At 73.2% G+C, this 14,071-nt stretch carries 15 protein-coding genes; 8 read left to right on the top strand and 7 right to left on the bottom strand.

Annotated features, from left to right (window positions below; all coding sequences use genetic code 11):
* The first annotated feature begins 187 nt into the window (after nt 1–187).
* The gene (locus C1N81_RS43010) at nt 188–967 is read left to right on the top strand and encodes an alpha/beta fold hydrolase (protein WP_394437176.1); all 780 of its coding nucleotides are present in this window, start codon (nt 188–190) and stop codon (nt 965–967) included.
* A gap of 212 nt (nt 968–1,179) precedes the next feature.
* A complete protein-coding gene (locus C1N81_RS43005) occupies nt 1,180–1,593 on the top strand; it encodes a four-helix bundle copper-binding protein (protein ID WP_394437174.1) in 414 nt (137 codons plus the stop codon).
* Between the two features lie 139 nt (nt 1,594–1,732).
* On the opposite strand, the gene C1N81_RS43000 is transcribed toward C1N81_RS43005, so the two are convergent.
* Both C1N81_RS43000 and C1N81_RS42995 read right to left on the bottom strand, forming a co-directional pair.
* A complete protein-coding gene (locus C1N81_RS43000; protein WP_394437172.1) occupies nt 1,733–2,626 on the bottom strand; it encodes a class I SAM-dependent methyltransferase in 894 nt (297 codons plus the stop codon).
* Between the two features lie 271 nt (nt 2,627–2,897).
* Nucleotides 2,898–3,371, bottom strand: a complete 474-nt coding sequence (locus tag C1N81_RS42995) for an STAS domain-containing protein (RefSeq protein WP_394437170.1) — start codon at nt 3,369–3,371, stop codon at nt 2,898–2,900.
* Between the two features lie 134 nt (nt 3,372–3,505).
* Here C1N81_RS42995 and C1N81_RS42990 point away from each other — a divergent pair, with 134 nt between their 5' ends.
* On the top strand, nt 3,506–3,835 hold the full coding sequence (locus C1N81_RS42990) for a helix-turn-helix transcriptional regulator (protein WP_394437168.1): 330 nt from the start codon (nt 3,506–3,508) through the stop codon (nt 3,833–3,835).
* Between the two features lie 137 nt (nt 3,836–3,972).
* Here C1N81_RS42990 and C1N81_RS42985 read toward each other — a convergent pair whose 3' ends face one another.
* Together C1N81_RS42985 and C1N81_RS42980 are read right to left on the bottom strand one after the other, a co-directional pair.
* Nucleotides 3,973–4,212, bottom strand: a complete 240-nt coding sequence (locus C1N81_RS42985; RefSeq protein WP_394437166.1) for a hypothetical protein — start codon at nt 4,210–4,212, stop codon at nt 3,973–3,975.
* A 90-nt stretch (nt 4,213–4,302) separates the two neighbouring features.
* Nucleotides 4,303–5,499 carry a DUF4037 domain-containing protein gene (locus C1N81_RS42980; RefSeq protein WP_394437164.1) on the bottom strand — a complete coding sequence of 399 codons (1,197 nt, stop codon included), beginning with the start codon at nt 5,497–5,499 and terminating at the stop codon, nt 4,303–4,305.
* A 137-nt stretch (nt 5,500–5,636) separates the two neighbouring features.
* Here C1N81_RS42980 and C1N81_RS42975 point away from each other — a divergent pair, with 137 nt between their 5' ends.
* On the top strand, nt 5,637–6,623 hold the full coding sequence (locus C1N81_RS42975) for an NAD-dependent epimerase/dehydratase family protein (protein WP_394437162.1): 987 nt from the start codon (nt 5,637–5,639) through the stop codon (nt 6,621–6,623).
* Nucleotides 6,624–6,680: 57 nt separating this feature from the next.
* On the opposite strand, the gene C1N81_RS42970 is transcribed toward C1N81_RS42975, so the two are convergent.
* Nucleotides 6,681–7,790, bottom strand: coding sequence for a sensor histidine kinase (locus C1N81_RS42970; RefSeq protein WP_394437160.1), 1,110 nt, complete (start codon nt 7,788–7,790; stop codon nt 6,681–6,683).
* 2 nt (nt 7,791–7,792) lie between these two features.
* The gene (locus C1N81_RS42965) at nt 7,793–8,677 is read right to left on the bottom strand and encodes a response regulator (RefSeq protein WP_394437158.1); all 885 of its coding nucleotides are present in this window, start codon (nt 8,675–8,677) and stop codon (nt 7,793–7,795) included.
* Between the two features lie 114 nt (nt 8,678–8,791).
* On the opposite strand from C1N81_RS42965, the gene C1N81_RS42960 reads away from it, so the two are divergent.
* The 3 genes from C1N81_RS42960 to C1N81_RS42950 are packed head-to-tail and all read left to right on the top strand — an operon-like array spanning nt 8,792 to nt 10,904.
* The gene (locus C1N81_RS42960; protein ID WP_394437156.1) at nt 8,792–9,523 is read left to right on the top strand and encodes a glycosyltransferase family 2 protein; all 732 of its coding nucleotides are present in this window, start codon (nt 8,792–8,794) and stop codon (nt 9,521–9,523) included.
* Complete coding sequence (locus tag C1N81_RS42955; RefSeq protein ID WP_394437154.1) at nt 9,520–10,137, top strand: TIGR04282 family arsenosugar biosynthesis glycosyltransferase; 618 nt, start codon at nt 9,520–9,522, stop codon at nt 10,135–10,137. The genes C1N81_RS42960 and C1N81_RS42955 overlap by 4 nt, the downstream gene beginning before the upstream one ends.
* Nucleotides 10,134–10,904, top strand: coding sequence for a class I SAM-dependent methyltransferase (locus C1N81_RS42950; protein WP_394437152.1), 771 nt, complete (start codon nt 10,134–10,136; stop codon nt 10,902–10,904). The genes C1N81_RS42955 and C1N81_RS42950 overlap by 4 nt, the downstream gene beginning before the upstream one ends.
* A gap of 334 nt (nt 10,905–11,238) precedes the next feature.
* On the opposite strand, the gene C1N81_RS42945 is transcribed toward C1N81_RS42950, so the two are convergent.
* The gene (locus C1N81_RS42945) at nt 11,239–12,489 is read right to left on the bottom strand and encodes a molybdopterin-dependent oxidoreductase (RefSeq protein WP_394437150.1); all 1,251 of its coding nucleotides are present in this window, start codon (nt 12,487–12,489) and stop codon (nt 11,239–11,241) included.
* A gap of 113 nt (nt 12,490–12,602) precedes the next feature.
* Between C1N81_RS42945 and C1N81_RS42940 the strand changes: the two genes are divergently transcribed.
* On the top strand, nt 12,603–13,985 hold the full coding sequence (locus C1N81_RS42940) for a hypothetical protein (protein ID WP_394437148.1): 1,383 nt from the start codon (nt 12,603–12,605) through the stop codon (nt 13,983–13,985).
* Nucleotides 13,986–14,071: the final 86 nt, after the last annotated feature.

The following is a 14,071-nucleotide window of genomic DNA, read 5'->3' as shown; positions in this document are numbered from 1 at the left end:
CCATGCGGCGACCAGTTACGCCGATGCCGTGTCCGAGTGCGGCGGATTCAATGATCGGGCAACGCATTCGCGGAGCCATCGCAGGGCCGTCGCAGGACCATCGCAGGTCCGCCGCAGGTCCGCCGCAGGAACCGTCGCGGGGCCGCAGCAGGGCCGCCGCGCGGAGAATAGGACTCGGAGCGCCATCATGAGCACCACGCAGCGCAAGCATCTGCCCGTTTACGACCATCGGCAAGGTACCGGACCGACCCTGGTCCTTCTGCACTACTGGGGCGGTTCCGCCCGGACCTGGGATCTCGTCGTCGATCGTCTGGCGGGCCGTGACGTGCTTGCGGTCGATTTTCGCGGGTGGAGCCGGTCGAGCGCTCTGCCCGGTCCCTACACGCTCGGCCAGTTCGCCGACGACACGCTCGCCGTCCTCGCGGATGCGGGGGTCGCCGACCACGTCCTCGTGGGGCATTCGATGGGCGGGAAGGTCGCGCAGTTGGTCGCGGCCACCCGGCCCGCGGGCTTGCGCGGCATCGTCCTCGTCGGCTCCGGCCCGGCGAAGCCTGCGGCACAGGTCACCCCCGAGTACCGGGAAACTCTTTCGCACGCCTACGACTCCGCCGAGTCCGTGGCCGGGGCGCGGGACCACGTCCTCACCGCGACCGACCTGCCCGCCCGGCTCAAGGACCAGGTCGTGACCGATTCGCAATCCGCCGCCGAGGCCGCTCGTGGCGAGTGGCCGCTGCGCGGCATCGCGCAGGACATCACCGAGCGCACCCGCATGATCGAGGTTCCCGCCCTTGTCGTCGCCGGAGAACACGATCAGGTGGAACCCGTCGACGTGCTCCGCGACAACCTCATGCCCTATCTCTCCCGAGCCGACTTCACTGTGTTCCCCCGCACCGGGCACCTGATCCCGCTGGAGGCCCCGGGAGGGCTCGCCGACGCCATCACGGCATTCACCCCGGCGGCAGTCTGAGCATCACCCGCGTCGCGCCGGCAGCCGGTCCGCCCCCGGTCCGCCCTGAGCCCTTCGAGTCCAGGCGGGTTCGAGCCGGTCAGATGGGTCCGGGCGGGTTCGGGCGGGGCCAGGCGGGTCCGGGCGGGTTTCCCGCTCGTCGCCCGGTGTTACGCGTACAAGGCAGCCGCCGAGCCGCGCGGCCCGCACCCGCGTCGCACACGGAGGTCTCCATGAGTACGACGGTCAAGGACATGCTCGCCGCCCACCCCGCCGCCGACCTGGCCGGTGTGGACCGCGAGAAGCTGGTCCGCTGCATCGAGGAATGTGTCGCCTGCGCCCAGACGTGTACCGCGTGCGCGGACGCCTGTCTGGCGGAGGAGATGGTCGCCGAGATGACCGCGTGCATCAGGACCGACGCCGACTGCGCCGACCTCTGCGCCGCGACCGCGGCCGTCCTGTCCCGCCGCACCGGCTACGACGCCGGCGTCACCCGCGCCGTCCTCACCGCGTGCGCCGTGGCCTGCAAGGCCTGCGCCGACGAATGCGCGCGGCACGCGGACCAGCACGAGCACTGCCGCGTCTGCGCGGAGGCTTGCCGCCGCTGCGAGCAGGCGTGCGAGGAACTGCTCGCCGCACTGGGCTGACGCCGACGGGCGCGCCGCCGGGGGTCGGGTTCGGCCTCATCCTCAAGCAGCGCTCCGGCAAACTCCGCAGCACGGAACACGGCCTGCTGCCCGGGAACTGGCGGACGACGCCGACCAACTGGCGCTCACCCGGCGGGAGTTATGCGCCCCCCGGAGACGGGTCGGCCCTCCCCTGCCACGGCGCCCAGCGCGCCGTGGAGGCGGATCCTCGCATCGGCCGGCATCGGTCGTCGTCACATGGTCGACCGCACAAGGACAAGTGAGCCGCGGTACGTGGGGCGGCCCCGCAGGTGTCCATAGGCTTCGTCCCAGGCGCCGCAGCCCAGGGCCCTGCGCAGCGAGATGTCGAACTCCTGGCGCGCGCGGTCGTCGATGAAACTCCACGCCGAGCAGGCTCGCCGCGCCGCCGGATCGAGGAGCCTCTCGGGCGGCCGTAATACGCCTCGTTGAAGTCGTCGGTGCAGTCCAGCGGGACGGGGACCGACTCGACCGTCACGGTGCCGCCCAGGGCCCCGGTGAGCGCGGCGAGGGGCGGGTGGCGGCGCGCCTCCGTGTCGAGGACATCGGGCGCGAAGTCGTAGAGCCAGAACTCGCGCACCAGGGCGGGGTCGCACGTGAGGATGACGACGGGGCCGCGGGTCACTCGGCGCATCTCGCGCAGCCCCGCTGCCGGGTCGGACCATTGGTCGACGCTGAAGAGGGCCATGGAGGCGTCGAACCGGCCGTCCTCGAAGGGCAGGTCCTCGGCGACGGCGTCGATCGCCGTCGCCAGCCGGGCCGGGCGCCGCGCCCGCATGGCCAGGGACGGCTCCACCGCGGTGATGGCGTGGGCCGGATTCTCGTAGGACCCGGTGCCCGCACCGACGTTCAGGACGGTGTCGGCGTCGCCGAGGGCCTGGGCGATGGTCTGGGCGATACGTGCGTCGGGGCGGCGGAAGGAGGACGGGCCGTAGCCGAGGGCGCCGTGGCGGACGACGCCGGGGTCGGCGATGCCGGGGGCGGCGTCACCGGCGCCGCCGTCGTGAGTGCGCATGACCATGGGCAACCTCGCCTCGTGGGGGCCGGGACCTGACCGGGACGGTGACCGCCCGGCCCGGGGAACATCACCATCTTGCACCTGCGAGGACAGAAACCCTAGAGGGCTAGCTCATGCTTGGCTGATCACTCAATAGATGACGCATCTGCGGCACCTGGAGGCTTGTAGGTTGTGTGGAACCCCGGTCGGCTCAACAGACCTGCGGGACGGCTTCGCTCGTCCCTGCGGGGCGGCTTCGCTCGTCGTCGCGGAACGCTTCCGGGTGGTCTCAGACGCCGGCCCGCGCCGGTCCCGCCGGTTCGGGTTGACAGGCGCCCTGGGGGTGTTGCTGGGGGATCGCCGGGGCTGTCGCGGCGGGTGGGCCGTCCGCCGCGCCGGACCGAGCACGGCCAGGAGCGTCGGTGAACAAGGCGTGCGTGTGGGTCAGGTGCAGCAGACGCGTGAGGAGCGGGCTCGCCGAGCGGATCGTCACCGTCTTGCCCGCAGCCAGCGCGGCCTGGCGCACCCGCAGCAACACCGCCAAACCCATGGGATCGCAGAACCGCAGTGCCCCAAGGTCCAGCTCAAGCCCCTGGGCGGAGTCGTCGAGGGCGCGGCACAGTTCCCGTTCCCAGCGCGGCCCGGCGTCCATGTCCGCCTCGCCGTCGACCGCCACGACGGTACGCGCTCCCCGTGTACGCACCTCGACGCGCGCCGAGTATGCGGCGGCGGGCAGGGCAGCGCAGTCAGCGTGTTCCGGCACAGCTACCCCTCACGTTCCGGTGTCCAGCGGTTTCCAGTGGTGACCAGGATCACGGGAACAGTACGTCACGTCAACCGATACACGAAATCCATGTCGTGCTTTGTGTGTCATGTAAAGCCTCGTAAACTGGCCTTATGCAGGGACGAAGTGAAGCGCACAGCGGATGGACCTTCCTGACCAACCACGCACGGGTCCTGGCGGCCATCGCCGATGACCGCCATGTCCGCGTGCGGGATCTGGCCGTGCACTGCAGGCTCACCGAACGCGCCGTCCAGCGGATCATCACCGACCTGGAGGACGCCGGGTACCTCTCCCATGTGCGCGAGGGCCGCAGCAACCGTTACGCCATCGACCCCACCAGAGTTCTGCGCCACCCCGCCGAGGCCGACGTCCCCGTCGCGTCCCTGCTGTCCGTCCTGGTCAAGGACGAGGCCGACCGCACCCGGCTGACCGACCACGCCTGACCAAGGCAATCCCAGCTGTCTCAGCTGTCTCAGCTGTCTCAGCTGTCTCAGCTGTCTCAGCTGTCTCAGCTGTCTCAGCTGTCTCAGCTGTCTCAGCTGTCTCAGCTGTCTCAGCTGTCTCAGCTGTCTGAGCCGTCTTAGCTGTCTTCGTCGAGGGTGACGGGGGTGCCGCTCAACTCGGCGTTGCCGGGGGCGTGGCAGACCCAGGCGGTGGAGAAGTCATGGTTCGGCAGCGGCACCACGAGGCCGTTCTGGGCTTCGCACTCCGCCTCGGAGACGGGCGGGTCGCCTGGCCCCACGGCGGCAGCGACTCCGGCGGATCCCATGAGGGCGGCGGTGGCGGCGCCCATGGCGAGTGCGGTGGCAAGACGGCGCATGACACTCCTAGTTCGCAAAGCTGCGGGTAGCGACGTGCGGCTACATGTAGCGACGTGCGGCTACATGTAGCGACGTGCAACTACGCGCGACTACGTATGGCTGGACTGGACACCTGGAGACATGGCCGCCCCGTGACCGGCGCACACGTGTGCCACCTGTTCGCGGCACACACTCCACTCGGTTGGGCGGCCCACCGTGTCGGCGAACTGGTCGACGGTGCCGGTCAGTGGCAGCGCGCGGACGGCCGGGTCGGTGATGCGGGCGGTCAGGGCCGCGGTGAAGCGTTCGGCGTGCAGGACCTTGAACGGTCTGCTGTGGTACGGGCGTGTGGCGGGGTCGACCGGATCGGTGAGGCCGAGCCGGTTGTGGGCGGCGGCGACCGTCTCGTAGGCGCGGGCGAGGTGGTGTTCGCGGGTGTGCCAGTCGGTGGAGGCAAGGGCCGCGGTGAGCAGCGGCGTGAGGACGGCGGCCTGCGGGGTGCGGGCGAAGGCGCTGCCGAGCCACTTGTCGTACGGCGGGTAGCGGCGGTCCATGAGCAGGCAGAGCCGCATGAGATCACGGACCAGGCGGGCGGCGACGACGGCGGAGCCGAGTTCGTCGCCCACTTCGCCGCACCGGCCGACGAAGGCTTCCTCCTGGGAGACGCGCTGCCATTGGCAGGCCAGCAGGTGGAGCCAGAGGTCGTGCGGGTACCAGGCGAGCCGTGCGCGGGCCGGGCCGAGCCGGTCGAGTCCGTCGTGGAAGACGGCACCGGCGGTGACCTCGGCGAGCCGCTGCGCGGGGGTCGCCAGCCAGTCGGGCACGGTGACGTCCTGGCCGGGGTCGAAGCCCAGTTGCTCGGTGAACCAGGTGGTGGGGTCGGTGATGTGCACGCGGTGGTGCACCGGCCCGTCGGTCGCCCGCATGACGCGGATGCCCGCCTCGGCGGTGGCCGCGAAGTGGGTCGGGTACCCGAGGAAGGTCTTCGGCAGCCGCGCGGCCAGCAAGTCGTCGATCGCCGCCCCGTGGCGGGCGACGTCGTCCGGGCGGAGGAACAGTTGGAGCCGGGGTCCCCACTCGTGGTCGGCGGAGCGGGCGGTGTCGAATCCCAGGACTTCCGAGCCGCTGCCGAGCCGGGCGGCGGAGTGGGTGACGCCGGGAAGCACCTCGGCCAGCAGCGGCCGGACGGCCTCGCCGTAGAAGCGGCGGGAGAGTTCCAGTCCGGGGAGGAAGGACGGGGTGGTGGACGGTGCGGTGGACGGGGTGGTGGAAGGTGCGGCGGACGGGGTGGTGGACGGGGTGGTCATGGATCGGAGCCTGCCGGACATGCAGGGCATCGGTCGAAGGGTTTTGAGCGGTGCGGAACCTTACGGATGTATGACCGAAGCGCCGTCGGATGCTTTGGAACGGCTCCGCGCGCCTTCCCGGGCCTACCGTGTCCGGCATGCGTGTTCTGGTCACCGGCGGAGCCGGTTTCATCGGGTCCCATGTCGTGGACGCACTGTCCGCCCGCGGGGACGAGGCGGTGGTGTTTGACGTGCGGGACGAACCCTGGGCCGATGTGCGCGACCCCGAACAGGTCGCCCGTGCGCTGCGCGGTGTGGACGCCGTCTGTCATCAGGCGGCCATGGTCGGGCTCGGTGACGGTGTCACGGACGCGGCGGAGTACGTGTCGCGGAACGACCTGGGGACCGCCGTACTGCTGTCGGCCATGGCACGGGCGGGCGTCGCGCGACTGGTGCTGGCCGGGTCGATGGTCGTCTACGGCGAGGGCCGCTACACGTGCGCCCGGCACGGGGCGGTGCGGCCGGGGCCACGCGCCGTGGAGGACCTCGACGCGGGCCGTTTCGAGCCCAAGTGCCCTGTGTGCGAAGCCGAGTTGACGCCCGGAAGCGTCACGGAGGACGCCCCCGCCGATCCGCGCAACGTGTACGCGACGACCAAGCTGGCGCAGGAGCACCTCGCCGCGGCCTGGGCCCGCAGCACGGGCGGGGTGGCGGTGTCGCTGCGCTACCACAACGTCTACGGTCCCCGGATGCCGCGCGACACCCCGTACGCCGGTGTCGCCTCGTTCTTCCGCTCGGCGCTCGCCCGCGGACAGGCCCCGCGGGTCTTCGAGGACGGCGGTCAGCGGCGGGACTTCGTGCACGTACGGGACGTGGCGGCCGCCAATGTCGTCGCGCTGGCCGCTGATTGCGCTCCGTCCGCGCTGACCTCGTACAACACGGGCAGCGGGGTGCCGCACACGGTCGGGGAGCTGGCGCGGGCGCTGGCCGACGCGTGCGGCGGGCCGCGGCCGGTGGTGACCGGCGAGTACCGGCTCGGGGACGTCCGGCACATCACCGCCGACTCCTCGCGGCTCCGTGACGAGCTGGGGTGGCGGCCCGAGGTGTCCTTCGAGGACGGGATGCGGGAGTTCGCCACCGAATAGGGCCCTGAGCGGCAGGGCCCCGAGCAGCAGGGCTCTGAGCAGGGCGGCGAACAGGGCTCACGGGGCCGTCGGGAGCGTCACCTCGAACCGGCAGCCGCCCGGGATGTTGCGGACGGTCGCCCGGCCCTGGTGGGCCTCCACGATGCCGCGCACGATGGCCAGGCCGAGGCCCGCCCCGGCGGGCGGGGTCCGGGCGTGGCTGCCGCGCCAGCCGGTCTCGAAGACGCGCGGCAGATCCTCCTCGGGGATGCCGCCGCAGCCGTCGGTGACGGACACGACGACGCCGCCGGTGGCGCGGGTGGCGGCGACGGCGACCGTGCCGTCGGCGGGGGTGCGGCGGATCGCGTTGACGAGGAGGTTGCCGAGGACGCGGCTCATCTCCTTGCCGTCGACCTCGACCGGCACCGGTTCGACCTGATGCCCGACGAGCCGCACCCCGTGTTCGCGGGCGAGCGGGTCCGCGCCGGCGAGGGCGTCGCTCACGAGTTCGTAGAGGGAGACGCGCGCGGGGGCGAGGGGCAGGGCGCCCGCGTGGATGCGGGAGAGTTCGAAGAGGTCGCCGACCATGCCGTTGAGCCGTTCGACCTCGGTGCGCATCTGGGTGAGGTATCGGCCGGGGTCGGCGGCCACACCGTCCTCCAGGGCTTCGGCCATGGCGCGCAGTCCGGCGAGAGGGGTGCGCAGGTCGTGCGAGATCCAGGCGACGAGTTCGCGCCGGGAGGTCTCCAGGGCGCGCTCGCGTTCACGGGAGGCGGCGAGCCGGATGCTGGTCGCCTCCAGTTCGCGGCTGACCGCCTCCAGTTCGGCCGTGGCGGGGAGGTGCGGGGCGGCGAAGTCGCCGCCGTCGCCGAACGAGCGTGCCGCGAGGGCGAGTTCACGGCTGCGGGCGACGACCCGGCGCCCGAGGACGAGGGCGGTGGCGAGGGAGACGACGGCGGCCATCGCCACGACGGTGGTGACCACCTTCAGGTCGTGCGGGGACAGGAACATCGCCCAGGCCACGGCGAGGGTCCCCGCGAGCATGGCGACGACACCGACGGCGGAGACGACGGCGAGGGACACGGTGAGCGAGCGTCGGCGCAGCAGCCGCAGGGCGACGGCGCCGACGAGGCCGGAGCAGGCGGCGCCCGCGAAGGAGTAGAGGGCGATGAGGAGATTGGCGTGCACCGTCAGGCCTCCGACGCTTCAGGACGGCCGGGCTCCGACGTTTCAGGACGGCCGGGCTCCGAGGCTTCGGGACGGCTGGCCTCCGACGCCTCCGGACGACCCACCTCCGACGCCACCGGACCGCCCACCTCCGACGCCACCGAACCGCCCACCTCCGACGCCACCGGACCGCCCGCCTCGAAGCGGTAGCCGACGCCCCACACCGTCTGGATCAGGCGCGGGCGGGCCGGATCGTCCTCGATCTTGCCGCGCAGCCGCCGGATGTGGACGGTGACGGTCGACAGGTCGCCGAAGTCCCAGCCCCACACCTCGCGCATCAGGTCCTCCCGGCTGTACGCGCGTCCGGGGTGTCGCAGGAAGAACGCGAGCAGGCCGAACTCCCGCAGCGTCAGGGGGAGTTCGGTGCCGTCGCGGGTGGCGCGGCGGGCTGCGGGGTCGACGGTGAGGCCCGCCGCGCGTACGGGGTGACGGTCCGCGTCGGGGCGGGCGCGGCGCAGGACGGACTCCACCCGCAGCACCAGTTCGCGCGGGCTGAAGGGTTTCGTGACGTAGTCGTCGGCGCCGACCTCGAGGCCCAGGATGCGGTCGTCCTCGTCGCCGCGCGCGGTCAGCATGATGACCGGGACCGGGCCGCGGGCCCGCAGCCGGCGGCAGACCTCCAGGCCGTCCATGCCGGGCAGCATCAGATCGAGCACCACGAGGTCCGGAGGGCCGGCGGCGGCGCGGGCGAGCGCCGCGGGGCCGTCGCCGGCGTGATCGACCGCGTAGCCGGCCCGGTCCAGGTAGCCGACGACGACCTCGGCGACGGTCGGGTCGTCGTCGACGACGAGGACCCGGGGGCCCGGCCCGTCGGTGGCGCTCTTCGCGGGCTCGTATGACTCGTGCATCGCTCCAGCGTGACACCCTCGGAGCCGCGGGGCGGGTCCCGGAGGGCGCGCGGGAGCGGACGTCCGCGTTTCGTAAGGAGCCAAGGACCGTTTTGTCCGTTTGGCGCTCGTAGGGTGAAAGCCGTGACAACCCCACCACCACCGGTCGACGTGATTCTGCCCTGCCTGAACGAGGCCGAGGCCCTCCCCTGGGTCATCGAACGCATTCCTCCCGGCTGGCGGGCGATCGTCGTCGACAACGGTTCCACGGACGGTTCCGCCGACCTCGCCCGCACGCTCGGCGCCGAGGTCGTGCACGAGCCCCGGCGCGGCTTCGGCTCCGCCTGCCGCGCGGGTCTCGCCGCCGCCGGCGCCGACATCGTCTGCTTCTGCGACTGCGACGCCTCCCTCGATCCGGCCCGCCTGACGCCGTTCGTCGACGAGGTGCGGGCGGGCGGCGCCGACCTGGTGCTCGGACGGCGCCGCCCGGCGGGCCGCGGTGTCTGGCCGGCCCACGCCCGCGTCGGCAACCTCGCACTCGCCCGTATGGTGCGCCGCAGGACCGGCGTGCCGCTGCGCGACCTCGGCCCGCTGCGCGCCGCCCGTCGCACGGCCCTCCTCGACCTCGACCTCACCGATCCGCGCAGCGGCTACCCGCTGCAGATGGTGGTGCGGGCGGCCGACGCGGGCTGGCGGATCGCCGAGCACGACGTGCCGTACCTGCCGCGCAGCGGGGCGTCGAAGGTGACCGGCACCTGGCGCGGCACCTGGCACGCGGTGCGCGACATGCGCCGCGTCCTCGCCGAACCGCCCGGGCGCGGGCCCGTCCGCACAGCCGCCTCGGCGGGGGAAGGAGGCGCGCGGTGAACACGCTGCTCGTCATCGCCAAGGAGCCGCGCCCCGGCCGGGTCAAGACGCGGCTCACCCCGCCGTTCACGCCCGCGCAGGCCGCCGCGCTCGCCGAGGCGGCGCTCACCGACACCCTGCGAGCGGTCGCCGCCGCCCCGGCGGACCGGCGCGTCCTCGTCCTCGACGGGCGGCCCGGACCGTGGGTGCCGCCCGGCTTCGACATCGTGCCGCAGTGCGCGGGCGGGCTCGACGCACGCCTCGCGGCCGCCTTCGCCGGGTGCCGGGGCCCCGCGCTGCTGGTCGGCATGGACACCCCGCAGGTCACGCCCGCCCTCCTCGACGTCCGCTTCGACACCTGCGACGCGTGGTTCGGGCCCGCACTCGACGGCGGATTCTGGGCCCTCGGGCTCGCCGCACCCGATCCCGGGCTGCTGCGCGGCGTCCCCATGTCGACCCCGCACACCGGTGAGCTGCAACGGGCCCGGCTCGTCGCCGCCGGACTGCGGGTGCGCGACCTGCCCGCCCTGCGCGACGTCGACACCGCCGCCGACGCCCACGCCGTCGCCGAGCTGGCCCCGGCGAGCAGGTTCGCCGCGCGCCTGGCGCACTGTTCGCCGGCGGTACGCCGATGAGCGCGCCGCCCGTCACCCCGTCCTGGGCGAGCGCCGACCCGTACGCGTACGCGCTGCGGGCAGGCCGCGGCCCGCTGTTCCTGCGCCGCGCCGACGGCTGGCTGCTGCCTCTGGAGGTGGAGCGCTGGTGTGCGCGGGCCGACGCGGTGGACCGGGAGGTTCTCGACCGCTGCGAGGGGGCGGTCCTCGACGTGGGCTGCGGTCCCGGCCGGCTCGTCGCGGAGCTCGCCACCCGGGGCAGTGCCGCGCTCGGCATCGATGTCAGCGAGGCCGCCGTCGACCGCACGGAGCGGCTCGGCGGCCCGGCGCTGCGCCGCTCCGTCTTCGACCCGCTGCCGGGCGAGGGCCGCTGGGACACCGTGCTCCTGATGGACGGCAACGTCGGCATCGGCGGCGATCCGCGCGCCCTCCTGCAGCGGGTGGCGCACCTCCTGCTCCCCGGCGGCCTGCTGATCGCGGAGACCGCGCCGGTGGACGTCGACGAACGCGCCCAGGTACAGGTCGTCGACGTCCCGTCCGGCGCCCACGACGACGGCCGCCCCTTCCCCTGGGCGCGCCTGGGCTCCGAGGCCCTGCTGCGGCACGCGGCACCGGCGGGGTTGGCCGTCGACGCTCAGTGGTCCGCGGGCGGGCGGCGCTTCGTCGCCCTGCGCTCCCGCAGCACCGAGCAGGTCAGCACCAGCGCCGAGCCGCCGAACAACGCCGCGGTGATCAGCAGCCAGTGGGGCAGGAACGGGGAGGCGGACAGCCCCGTGGCCGACCGGTAGCGCGCGTCCATCGACCCGCTGATCAACGGGTACCAGACGAGCAGCAGCAGGAGGGACAGCGCGGCCGGGACCCGGACGTATCCGGCCCGCGCCCGCTGTCCCGCGCTGCCCGCCACCGCCAGGAGCACCTTGTCCGCCGCCGAGTACAGCGGCACCAGAACGAGGTCGTGCAGCAGCGCCGCCCCCACGATCCACAGCGCCACTCCGAGCCAGTCACCGGCGAAGAGCCGCAGCCCCGCGTAGGCGGCGAGCGCGAACGAGCATGTCAGCAGGGCGAGTTGCAGCGGGCTTCCGAGTCGCGGCCGGACCCTGGTCCACTTGCCTGTCATCGTCTTCACAGCCTTCCGAACGTCAGCCGGGTCACCCATTTGGTGTTCAGCACTCCGGGTGCGGCGGGCACGATGATCCGCGCCGGGTAGCCGTGGTCGGGGGAGAGCGGGGCCCCGTTCACGTACAGGGCGAGCAGGGAGCGCGGATCGGCCACCTGGTTGGCGCGCAGCGCGGCGTGCCGGAACGCGCCGTGGCGCTGGAGGGACTCGACGAACACGTCCGGCGGATCGTCCGCGTCGTGGCCGGCGAGGGCCGCGAGGTCCCGCAGCCGTACGCCGCGCCACCGCTGGTCGGACGTCGACCAGCCCTCCACGCAGGCGATCGGCAGCGCGGCACTGTGCTGGACCATCCCGTCGAGCTGCGCCCGGCTCAGGCGCACCGTGCCGCCGCGTCCGGTGACGACCAGGCGCCACGCGTCCGCGGAGGTCTCGGCCGCGCCGACACCCGCGTAGGCGGCGGTCTTGTTGATCTGGAAGCCGTTCGGTCCTTCGCCGGGTTCGGCGCCGCCGTGCGGGGCCAGCAGCGCCGTCGGGCGCAGCCCGTCGAAGCCCCGCCCGACGGTCGTCGCGAAGAGCAGTGCCGATCCGCCGCCGACGAACCACAGCGCGCCGCGCCGCGAAACCGTCGCCGGACCGGGGCTCGGGGCGACCAGCTCCTCTTCCACCTCCGCCTTCTCCGCGCCGGCTCGCATCGTCCGTACGTTGCGCAGTGCGGCAGGTGTCTTGAGCGCCGCGTGTGTCAGGAAGGCGGCGAAGAAGACCCAGGCACCGTAGAAGTGCAGCGGGTAGAACGAGCCGGGGAAGAGGTAGTCCAACTGGACGTTGAGGACGCCCGTCACGAACTCGAACAGGCCGCCGCCGACCAGCAGAAGCAGCGAGAGCCGCTCCAGACCGTGCGCGAGGGAGCGGACCGGCGGCAGCGCGAACAGCCGGGGCAGCACGGACCACAGCTTGGCGAGAAGCACCGGGATCAGCGTGACGCCGAGCGTGACATGCACCCCCTGCGTCAGCCGGTACAGCCAGTGCGGGTGCGTCGGCCAGGCGAACAGGTAGAAGCCGAGCAGCCCTTTGCCGGGGGTCTTGTCGTTCACCGCCGCCAGGTCCGGGTTGTACGCGGCGTAGGAGAGAAGGCCCGTCACGAACAGCACGGGAACACCGAGGAGCAGCACGAGGCCGAGCACCGAGGTGAAACCGGAACCGCGCAGCGGGCTGCGCCAGAATCCGGGGGAAGTGGGAGAACGAAGGGTGTCGCGCATGGTGCGACCGTAGGCCCGATCCCCGCCCGATCCGCCCGCACGACCCATGACGAAACGCTGACGTCCGGCCCCGGCGCCGCCGTTCGCGCGCCCACGCGTCCTAGCGTTCCCGTGTGACCCGCACCGACGCTCCCCCCAGGTCCGCCCGGACCGCACCCCGCTCCGGCCGCCGCGACCTGTACGCCGTCGCCGGGGCCGCCCTGCTCGTGGTGGCCGCCGTGCTGATCGGCCGCCACATCGAGTTCACCCGGCACACCCTGCACGTCGGCTGGCCGCCTCTGTACGCCGACTGGCTGCCCCATGCCGGCCCCGGCACCCCCGCGGCGCTCGTCGTGGCCGCCGCGGTCGTGGCGTACGGCCCCGCGCTCACGACACGACTCTCCTGGCCCGCGCTCCTCGCCACGTCCTGGGCGACCGCGACCGCCTGGATCCTGAGCCTGGCCCTGATCGACGGGTGGCATCGCGGCATCGCCCGCCGCCTCACCACCAAGTACGAGTACCTCCAAGTCATCGACCGCTTCCACGACATCCCGGCCACCCTGCGGGACTACACGCACCACATCCTCATCGACTCCCCCGACCACTGGCCCCCGCACACCGCGGGCCACCCTCCGGCCGCACCGCTCACCTTCGTCCTCCTCGACCGGATCGGCCTCGGCGGCGGCGGATGGGCCGGAATGTGGTGCGTCGTCGTCGGCGCGACGGCCTGCGCGGCGGTACTGACCGCCGTCCGGGCGCTGGCCTCCGAGGACTGGGCGCGGCGCGCGGCACCGTTCCTGGTCCTGGCACCGGCGGCGGTGTGGATGGGCGCGTCGGCCGACGCCTACTTCGCGGCCGTCGCCGCCTGGGCCGTGGCGCTGCTCGCCCTCGCGGTGAGCGGCCGGTCCGTGGGGTGGGCGGCGGGCTCGGGCCTCCTGTTCGGCCTGGTCTGCTACCTCTCGTACGGGCTCACCCTCTTCGCCGTCATCGGCGCCGCGGTGCTGTTCCTCGGGCGGCACCGCGTACGGGAACGGCCGGTGCTCCTGGCCCTGCTGGTCGCCGGTGTCGCGGTGGTCCCGGCGGCGTTCACCCTCGCGGGGTTCGACTGGTGGGAGGCCTACCATCTTCTGGTCACCCGCTACTACCAGGGCGCGGGCGGCGTCCGCCCCTACGGGTACTGGGTGTGGGCCAACCTCGCCTGCACGGTGCTGATCGCGGGCCCGGCCACGGTCGCGGGCCTGCGCAGGGCCGTCGGCCAACTCCTTCCGCGTGCACTCCCCCGGCCCCTGACGCCCCGCGCCCGCCTCGCCCTCCTCACCACGAGCGCGCTGCTGGCCCTGCTCGCCGCCGACCTGTCCGGCATGAGCAAGGCCGAGACGGAACGCATCTGGCTGCCCTTCACCATGTGGCTGCTCGCCGCGCCGGCCCTCCTCCCCCGGACCCGGCTCCGGGCCTGGCTCGTGGCACAGGCGGTATTGGCGCTGACCCTCAACCATCTGCTGCTGACCGGTTGGTGACGGACTCGGGATCCGCGTCCGTAGGAAGGCCGAGTGTGCCGTTGGGCCCCGCGCCGGGAGATCCGGCCTCCGGGCGCGAGGCCGGA

The sequence above is a fragment of the Streptomyces sp. SGAir0957 genome, from assembly GCF_043523415.1.
This window is presented reverse-complemented; position numbering and strand designations above follow the sequence as displayed.

Excerpts from the sequence above, each read along its gene's own strand:
- C1N81_RS43010 (WP_394437176.1), top strand. The coding sequence starts at position 188 with ATGAGCACCACGCAGCGCAAGCATCTGCCCGTTTACGACCATCGGCAA.
- C1N81_RS43005 (WP_394437174.1), top strand. The coding sequence starts at position 1,180 with ATGAGTACGACGGTCAAGGACATGCTCGCCGCCCACCCCGCCGCCGAC.
- C1N81_RS43000 (WP_394437172.1), bottom strand. The coding sequence starts at position 2,626 with ATGCGCACTCACGACGGCGGCGCCGGTGACGCCGCCCCCGGCATCGCC.
- C1N81_RS42990 (WP_394437168.1), top strand. The coding sequence starts at position 3,506 with ATGCAGGGACGAAGTGAAGCGCACAGCGGATGGACCTTCCTGACCAAC.
- C1N81_RS42985 (WP_394437166.1), bottom strand. The coding sequence starts at position 4,212 with ATGCGCCGTCTTGCCACCGCACTCGCCATGGGCGCCGCCACCGCCGCC.
- C1N81_RS42980 (WP_394437164.1), bottom strand. The coding sequence starts at position 5,499 with ATGACCACCCCGTCCACCACCCCGTCCGCCGCACCTTCCACCACCCCG.
- C1N81_RS42975 (WP_394437162.1), top strand. The coding sequence starts at position 5,637 with ATGCGTGTTCTGGTCACCGGCGGAGCCGGTTTCATCGGGTCCCATGTC.
- C1N81_RS42965 (WP_394437158.1), bottom strand. The coding sequence starts at position 8,677 with ATGCACGAGTCATACGAGCCCGCGAAGAGCGCCACCGACGGGCCGGGC.
- C1N81_RS42950 (WP_394437152.1), top strand. The coding sequence starts at position 10,134 with ATGAGCGCGCCGCCCGTCACCCCGTCCTGGGCGAGCGCCGACCCGTAC.
- C1N81_RS42945 (WP_394437150.1), bottom strand. The coding sequence starts at position 12,489 with ATGCGCGACACCCTTCGTTCTCCCACTTCCCCCGGATTCTGGCGCAGC.